The organism is Sphingopyxis sp. Root1497, from assembly GCF_001427085.1.
Classification (GTDB): Bacteria; Pseudomonadota; Alphaproteobacteria; order Sphingomonadales; family Sphingomonadaceae; genus Sphingopyxis.
The window spans coordinates 879981-887850 of record NZ_LMGF01000003.1 but is presented as its reverse complement, the minus strand read 5'-3'; the positions used below and the strand labels follow the sequence as shown (position 1 = coordinate 887850).

The 7870-nt window shown below is 66.6% G+C and carries 7 protein-coding genes; 5 read left to right on the top strand and 2 right to left on the bottom strand.

Going from position 1 to position 7870, the window contains the following annotated elements; genetic code table 11:
* Window positions 1-24: 24 nt before the first annotated feature.
* Entirely contained in the window at window positions 25-453 is a 429-nt protein-coding gene (locus ASD67_RS07595; RefSeq protein WP_056345557.1) for a hypothetical protein, read from the top strand.
* 142 nt (window positions 454-595) lie between these two features.
* On the top strand, window positions 596-3385 hold the full coding sequence (locus tag ASD67_RS07590) for a DUF3857 domain-containing protein (protein WP_162248553.1): 2790 nt from the start codon (window positions 596-598) through the stop codon (window positions 3383-3385).
* An 11-nt stretch (window positions 3386-3396) separates the two neighbouring features.
* On the opposite strand, the gene ASD67_RS07585 is transcribed toward ASD67_RS07590, so the two are convergent.
* Together ASD67_RS07585 and ASD67_RS07580 are read right to left on the bottom strand one after the other, a co-directional pair.
* Window positions 3397-4053 (bottom strand): hypothetical protein, encoded by a 657-nt coding sequence (locus ASD67_RS07585; RefSeq protein WP_156377608.1) that lies wholly within the window; start codon window positions 4051-4053, stop codon window positions 3397-3399.
* 5 nt (window positions 4054-4058) lie between these two features.
* The gene (locus ASD67_RS07580) at window positions 4059-4268 is read right to left on the bottom strand and encodes a helix-turn-helix transcriptional regulator (RefSeq protein WP_056345548.1); all 210 of its coding nucleotides are present in this window, start codon (window positions 4266-4268) and stop codon (window positions 4059-4061) included.
* A 136-nt stretch (window positions 4269-4404) separates the two neighbouring features.
* On the opposite strand from ASD67_RS07580, the gene ASD67_RS07575 reads away from it, so the two are divergent.
* From ASD67_RS07575 to ASD67_RS07565, 3 genes are all read left to right on the top strand, one after another.
* Window positions 4405-4920, top strand: a complete 516-nt coding sequence (locus ASD67_RS07575) for a hypothetical protein (RefSeq protein ID WP_056345545.1) — start codon at window positions 4405-4407, stop codon at window positions 4918-4920.
* Window positions 4921-4983: 63 nt separating this feature from the next.
* Complete coding sequence (locus ASD67_RS07570; protein WP_056345543.1) at window positions 4984-6294, top strand: M20/M25/M40 family metallo-hydrolase; 1311 nt, start codon at window positions 4984-4986, stop codon at window positions 6292-6294.
* Window positions 6295-6392: 98 nt separating this feature from the next.
* The gene (locus ASD67_RS07565; protein ID WP_056345541.1) at window positions 6393-7829 is read left to right on the top strand and encodes an aldehyde dehydrogenase family protein; all 1437 of its coding nucleotides are present in this window, start codon (window positions 6393-6395) and stop codon (window positions 7827-7829) included.
* Window positions 7830-7870 lie beyond the last annotated feature (41 nt).

Below are 7870 nucleotides of genomic sequence, written 5' to 3'. Positions count from 1 at the left end.
CCCCGCCATGCTTCAAACTGCCAGATGACCGACCCGACTCGCCCAACCACCATTCTCGAGGGCACTATCCTCGCCTTCACCCCCGTGCCGCAGCAGCGGCGCCGCGCCGATGGCTGGACCCCGCTGACGCAGGAACGCTTCATCCGCGCGCTCGAGGCGATGGGATCGACCGGCGCCGCCGCGAAAGCCGTCGGGATGAGCCGCCGTTCGGCCTATAAATTGCGTGATCGCGACGGTGCCGACGGCTTCGCGCACGCCTGGGACCAGGCGCTCGATCTCGGGCGCGGGCGGATGTTCGACTATGCGATGGACCGCGCGCTGAACGGCATCACCACGGTACGCATCCTTCGCGGCGGCGCCGTCGATGTGACCGGTGGCCCCGACATGGCGCTCGTCCACGCCGCGCTGCGCGAACCCGACGCGCCCGCTAAGGGCACAAAGGGCACAAAATGAAGCCGCCGACCGGGGGCCTTTGTGACCTTAAGGAGGTGCAGAGTTCATCTCGCCGTTTCTTTTCCAGCCGCCCGTCATTGCAAAGACATTGGTAACCGCCATGATCCAAGCTAGATGAACGCGATCAGGGGGAGTATTGTTCGTGCGTTCGATTGCCGTTTTTCTTGCTGGGACCTGTCTGACGCTCGCCGCGCCCGCTTTCGCGGCGGACGCGCCGCTCTATTCGGCGCCCGCCGAATGGGTGGTGCAAAACGGCGGACCCTTGCCCGCGGGCGATGCCGCGACGCCCTGGCTGCTCAGCGACCAGCAGATATTGATCGAGGCCGACAAGCGCTCGACCTTCAGCGACCATGCCTTTCGCATCCAGTCGGCCGATGCGCTGCGCAACTGGAATGACCTGCAATTCGTCTGGCACCCCGACCGCGACGACCTGATCGTCCACAGGCTCCAGATCGTGCGTGGCGGCGCGACGATCGACCTGCTCGCGCAGGGCCTCAAGCTCACTGTGCTGCGCCGCGAAAAGGATTTCGAGCAGAAGACGATCGACGGGCTGCTCACCGGCACCGCGGCGATCGAGGATCTGCGCGTCGGCGACATCGTCCGTTTCTCGGCGACGATCGTCGAGCGCAGCGACGTGCTCGCGGGCAACAGCGAGGCGATGGTCGACGTCGAGGCGAAGCCCGCATCGATCGCCCAAGGGTCGGTGCGCGTGCTGTGGCCGCAGGGCCTGCCGATCAAATGGAAGGCGTTCGGCAAGGGTATCGCCCCGGTCGAGCAGGACCAGGGCGGCTATCATAGCCTCACCCAGGCGCAGCCGGTGATCAAGCAGGACGAGATGCCCGAAGATGCGCCGCTGCGCTTCAAGCGGCCGCCGGGCCTCGAATTTTCGACCTTCGCCACGTGGAACGACCTGTCGCGTACCACCGCGCCGCTCTATGCGACGAAGGGCACGATCAAGGAGGGCGGCACGCTCGCCGCCGAGATCGACAAGATCGCCCGGGCGAACCGCGACCCGAAAGCGCGGACCGCCGCCGCGCTCGCTTTCGTCCAGAACGAGATCCGCTATCTCTACAACGGCCTCGCCAACGGCAATTATGTGCCACAGACGCCCGAGCAGACCTGGACGCTGCGCTACGGCGACTGCAAGGCCAAGACGCTGCTGCTGCTCGCGGTTCTCGACCGGCTCGGCATCGACGCCCAGCCCGCGTTCGTCAGTTCGCAGCTCGGCAACCTCCTGCCCACCCGCCTGCCCGCGCTCGGCGCCTTCGACCATGTCGTCGTCCAGGCGCGGATCGACGGCACCGACTATTGGCTCGACGGCACGACCGCTGGCGTCCATATCGACGACCTCGCCGACGTGCCGCCCTTCGGCTACGTCCTGCCGGTTGCGGCGGCGGGGCACGACCTGCTGCCCTTGCCGGTGCGGCAACCGGCGCGGCCCGATTTTTCGTTGAGCCTGACCTATGACCAGTCGGCGGGTCTCGCCTTTCCGCCGCTCTTCGATCTCTCCTTCACGATGCGCGGCGAACTCGCGGCGCGGATCGGCGGCATGAAGGATCAGACGACGCCGGATCAGCTGCGCAGCCTCACGCGGCGGGCGCTCGGCAGCTTCATCGAGGGCGGCACCATCCATACCCGGTCGATCGAATTCGACGAGGCACGGGGGATCGCGACCATCCGCGCGTCGGGTATCGGCAGCCAGCCATGGTCGCGCGACGAGCCGCGCGCCTATGTCAATCTCGACGGGCTGGTCGCCGATTTCGAGATCAAGGCCGACCGCACCCGCGCCGCATGGCGCGACATTCCGCTCGCCGGGGCCGCGCCGAGCCTCATCGTCCAGAAATTCGCGCTAAAGCTGCCGCCACGCGCCGGCTATACGATGGAAGGCGATGTGGCCGCCGACCTGACGATCGCGGGCATCGGCATGCGGCGCGAGGCGAAGCTGGTCGGCAACCGGCTCGATCAGACCGAGACGATCTGGAACAGCGGTGCCGAGATCGCCGCGAGCCAGTTGCCCGCTGCGCGCGCGCAGGTCGCCGCCGCCAAGCAGCGCGAATTCATCCTCCGCGCCCCCGAAGGCTTCCCTTCGCCCGCCGAGGAAATCGCCGCCGCGAAGAAGGACAAGCGCCTCGGGCCGCTGCTCGCCGCTTATCAAAAGGCGATCGACGACGATCCCGACGCGGTCGCCGGCTATCTGAATCGCGCCACCTTCAACATCGACATTTTCGAACCGCGCGCCGCGCTGGCCGACCTTGACGAGGCGATCCGGCGCGAGGGCGACGCGAGTGCCTATCTCAGCCGGTCGAGCGTCCATTTCCAGCTCGGCGAATTCGAAAAGGCGCTCATCGACGTCGACGAGGCGCTGGCTCTCGACCCGGCGTCCGAAGACGCGCTGGGATGGAAGGTGGCAACTTTGGGGGAGATGGAGCGCTTCGACGAAGCGATCGCGCTCGCCGATGATCAGATGTCGCTCGCCAAAGACAAGCGCGGCTGGACGACGACCAAGGCCGACCTGCTCGGCAAGGCGGGCCGCGCCGAAGAGGGGATATCGCTGCTCACCGCGGCGCTCGCCGACCGGCCCGGCGATTCGAGCCTGCTCAACCAGATGTGCTGGCTAAAGGGCACGCGGTCGATCCAGCTCGACACCGCGCTCAAGGATTGCACACGTGCGATCGAACTCACCGACACGCCGGCATCGGTGCTCGATAGCCGCGCGATGGTCTTCTATCGCCTCGGGCGGATGGAGGAGGCGCGCGCCGACCTCGATGCCGCGCTCAAGATCAGCCCCGACCTGCCCGCCTCGCTGTTCATGCGCGCGATTGTCCGGTTGCGGGACAACGACCGCGAAGGCGCGCAGGCCGATCTGGCGCTGGCCCGGCTACAGCATGTGCGGATCGACGCCGAATATGCGGGCTATGGGATCAAGCCCTGACGGAGCGCGCCTCAGCGGACCATCATCCCCCGCCGCCCGATCGCGACGAACGATCCGAGCAACAGCGCGGCGGCGGGTATGGTCACCACGTCGACCGGCGTCAGCCGCACGCCGAGACCCAGGAAATCGGCGGCGCCCCACAGCGACAGGACGATCCAGCTCAGATAAAAGGCCCAGGATGCACCCTCGAGCCCGAGTTGACGGCCGAGTTCGTCGAACCGGTCGCGCCACAGCCAGCTGACCAGCGCGCCGCCCGCCAGCATCAGCGCCAGCACCGCGAAGGCTACGCCGGCGGGGACGAGGCCGGCCGCGAAATCGGGGCCGCGGGCGACCGCGAGCAGCACCAGCGTCGCGCCGAGCAGCGCCATGACGATGGTCGAAAAGAGCAGGTTGGTCCGATCGTCGCGCAGCTCGTCGGCATCGGCGACATTCAGCACTTTGGCCCCGGCGCGCGGCGCCGCGACGCCGAACCCCACCATCGCCGCCATCAGCAAATAGACGAGCCCGACCCCGGCGAGCGCGATTCGCGACGGCCCCATCGCGTCGAGCAGGTCGGTGCCAGCCAGCGCCAGCACGCCCGACATCGCCGCCGCGCCGACCAGCGCGCCCATCGCCGTGCTCATGGCCGTCTTGCGCCACTTGCCGCGTCCATCCTTTGCCAGGGCCATCGTCATCATTCCTTCTCCGGCGTCCAGTGATCGATAAACAACACCCGCACCTCGACCCCGAACAGGGTCGCCATGCGCAGCGCGAGCGGCAGGCTGGGGTCATATTTGTCGGTCTCGACCGCGTTGATCGTCTGCCGCGAAACCTGCAGCCGGCGTGCCAGCTCGCCCTGGCTCCACCCCGCCGCTTCGCGATGATCGCGCACCCGATTTTCCAACGACCATCCTCTCGCCTGTCAAGAGCTCTTTACAGCGATCAACACCAGCCTGTCAAACACTCTTTACAGGCCACGCTTACGCTTTCCTAACCCGCCGCTGCTACATCGGGCGCAGGGCGAACAGGGGGCACAGTCCATGATGCGGAAAATCACGGTGATCGCGGCACTGCTGCTGCTCGCGGGCTGCGGCAAGGCGCTCGAGCTGGTCAATCAGACGCGAGTCGTCGCGGCGCCGCGCGAAGAAGTGTTCAAGAAAATGTTCGGCGACGGCACCGACACCGGGCTGCCGCTGGTCACCAACGGCGGTTCGACCAAGCTTTACGAGCTGGTGGTCGAAAAGGGCGATCCCGAATGGTCGGCGGTCGTCCCCAAACAGCGCCCCGACGCCTACAAGATCAAATATGCGGTCGCGATGGAAATCCCGCGCGAAATGCACATCCTCTACAGCATCGACGACGGTGCAGTGACCACCGGCCTCAAATTCACCCTCGAGGAACTGGCGCCCGACAAGACGCGGGTCGTCTTCCACGTCGACGAGCTGAAGGGCCATGATACCGAGGGCCTCGCGGTCAACACCGCAAAGCTGCATGCGATCGCCTATGAGGCGCTGAAAAAGCTCAAGGATTTCGACGAGGTCAAGGAACCCGCCTGACGCGGACTTGCGGCACGGTACATCGCACGCCACTATGCGGCTCCCCCCTCAGGAGCCTCCTTCATGAAATCCTTGCCGCTTGCCGCCTTCCTCGCCGCGTCGCTCGTGCTCGCCCCTGCGGCACAGGCGAAATTGTCGAAGGCCGAAGCGGCCATGGCGAAGACGGTCACCGCCGAGCAGGAACGCTCGATCGCGTTGCTCGAAAAGCTCGTCAACCAGAACAGTGGCTCGCTGAACCTCGAAGGGGTCGAGAAGGTCGCGGTCATGATGCGCGCCGAACTCGAGCCGCTCGGCTTCACCGTCACCTGGAAACCGACGCCGGAGACAGAGCGCGCCGGCCATTTGATCGCGGTCCACAAGGGCAAGGAGGGCAATAAACGCCTGCTGCTCATCGCGCATCTCGACACCGTCTTCGAACCCGATTCGCCATTCCAGAAATTCACCCGTAAAGGCGACAAGGGCGAAGGTCCCGGTGCGGGCGACGACAAGGGCGGCATGGTCGTCATCGTCGCGGCGTTGCGCGCGATGAAGGCGGCGGGGACACTCAAGGACGCCAATATCGAGATCCATATGACCGGCGACGAGGAAGACGCCGGCGACCCGATCGAGAAAGCGCGCGCCGACCTGATCGAGGCGGGCAAGCGCAGCGACGTCGCGCTCGATTTCGAGGGACTTGTCCGCGACAAGGGCGCCGACATGGGTTCGGTCGCGCGGCGCTCGTCCGAGAGCTGGACCGTCACCGCGACCGGCAAGTCGGCGCACAGCTCGGGCATCTTCAGCGCCGGGGAGGGCGACGGCGCCATCTATGAGCTCACCCGCATCATCGCGCGCTTCCGCGCGGAGCTGCCCGAACCCAATCTGACCTTCAACGTCGGCTTGATCGCGGGCGGGCAGGACGCGACCCTCGACGCGGGCGGCATCCGCGCCACCGCCAGCGGCAAGACCAACATCATTCCGCCAATCGCTATCGCGCGCGGCGACCTGCGCACCCTGTCGGGCGAACAGGCGGCGCGCGTGAAAGCAAAGATGGCGGCGATCGTCGCCGAACATGCGCCGCTGACCGACGCCAAGCTCGCCTTCGACCCCGGCGGCTATCCGCCGATGGCGCCGACCGACGGCAACCGCGCACTGCTGACCAAGCTCAACACCGTGAACCGCGATCTCGGACTTGCCGAAATGGCGGCGCTCGATCCGCTGAAGCGCGGCGCCGGCGACATCAGCTTCGTCGCCGCCGATGTCGACGGGCTCGCGGGCCTCGGCCCCTATTCGACCGGCGACCATGCGCCGGGCGAGGCCGTCGACCTGCCGAGCATCGAGCGGCAGGCGACCCGCGCCGCGATCCTGATGTCGCGCCTCGCCGCCGAAAAGCGCTGACCGCGCCAAATTTAGCGCCAGACCGCGCTTGATTCATTCGCCGCCGTCATTAGGTAGCAATCCGATACGTATCCGGAACCGCCGATGGGAGAGAGAAAATGAGCAACTTCGAAACGCACCTGAAACAAAATTACATCGGCGGCCAGTGGGTCGAGAGCCAGGGCGGCAAGAAACATCAGGTCATCAGCCCTTCGACCGAGGAAGCCACGACGACGATCGTGCTCGGCACCGCCGCCGACGTCGACGCCGCGGTCGAAGCCGCGAAAAAGGCCTTCGTCAGCTTCTCACAGACCAGCCGCGAGGAACGGCTCGAGCTGCTCGGCCGCATCGTCGAGGAATATAAGAAGCGCATCCCCGACCTCGCCAAGTCGATGGCCGCCGAAATGGGCGCCCCGGTCAGCTTCGCCGCCGCCGCGCAGGCGCCCGCCGGGCTCGGCGGTTTCCTCGGCACCATCGCCGCGCTGAAGGACTTCCAGTTCAAGGAACAGCATGGCGCGAACACCGTCGTCTATGAACCGATGGGCGTCGTCGGCATGATCACGCCGTGGAACTGGCCGCTCAACCAGATCGCGCTCAAGGTCGCCCCGGCGCTCGCCGGCGGCAATTGCATGGTGCTCAAGCCCTCGGAAGAATGCCCGGGCAATGCCACCATCTTCGCCGAAATCCTCGACGCCGCAGGCGTGCCGCCGGGCGTCTTCAACCTGGTGCAGGGTGACGGCCCGACCGTGGGCAATGCGATCTCGTCGCACCCCGGCATCGAAATGGTCAGCTTCACCGGCTCGACCCGCGCCGGCATCCTCGTGGCGAAGGCAGCCGCCGACACGGTCAAGCGCGTCCATCAGGAACTCGGCGGCAAGTCGCCGAACCTCGTCCTGCCCGACGCCGACCTCGCCGCCGTGCTGCCCCCGACGGTGCAAGGCGTGCTGATCAACACCGGCCAAAGCTGCATCGCGCCGACCCGCATCCTCGTCCAGAAGGAGCGCGAGGCCGAGGCGATCGGCGTCATCAAGGCGATGTTCGACGGAACGCAAGTCGGCGACCCGATGACCGAAGGCGGCCACATCGGCCCCGTCGTCAACAAGGCGCAATTCGACAAGATCCAAGGCCTGATCCAGTCGGCGATCGACGAGGGCGCGACGCTCGAAACCGGCGGCACCGGCCTGCCCGCCAACGTCAACCGCGGCTATTATATCAAACCCACTGTCTTCTCGGGCGTCACCCCGAGCATGCGCATCGCCAATGAGGAAGTGTTCGGCCCCGTCGCCACCGTCATGGCCTATGACACGCTCGACGAAGCGATCGCGGTCGCCAACGACACCGAATATGGCTTGTCGGCGGTGATCTCGGGCGACCCGACGCAGGCCGCCGCCGTCGCCCCGAAATTGCGCGCCGGCATGGTCGCGGTGAACAATTGGGGTCCCGCCCCGGGCGCGCCGTTCGGCGGCTACAAGGCGTCGGGCAACGGCCGCGAAGGCGGACTGTTCGGCCTCAAGGACTTCATGGAGATCAAGGCGATCAGCGGCATTCCGGCGTAAGTCGAAAAAATCCTCCCTGCGGCGAAGCCGTGGGGAGGGGG

Bases quoted from the DNA above. Each gene is read 5' to 3' on its own strand.
- ASD67_RS07595 (WP_056345557.1), top strand. From the start codon at position 25: ATGACCGACCCGACTCGCCCAACCACCATTCTCGAGGGCACTATCCTC.
- ASD67_RS07585 (WP_156377608.1), bottom strand. From the start codon at position 4,053: ATGGCCCTGGCAAAGGATGGACGCGGCAAGTGGCGCAAGACGGCCATG.
- ASD67_RS07575 (WP_056345545.1), top strand. From the start codon at position 4,405: ATGATGCGGAAAATCACGGTGATCGCGGCACTGCTGCTGCTCGCGGGC.
- ASD67_RS07570 (WP_056345543.1), top strand. From the start codon at position 4,984: ATGAAATCCTTGCCGCTTGCCGCCTTCCTCGCCGCGTCGCTCGTGCTC.
- ASD67_RS07565 (WP_056345541.1), top strand. From the start codon at position 6,393: ATGAGCAACTTCGAAACGCACCTGAAACAAAATTACATCGGCGGCCAG.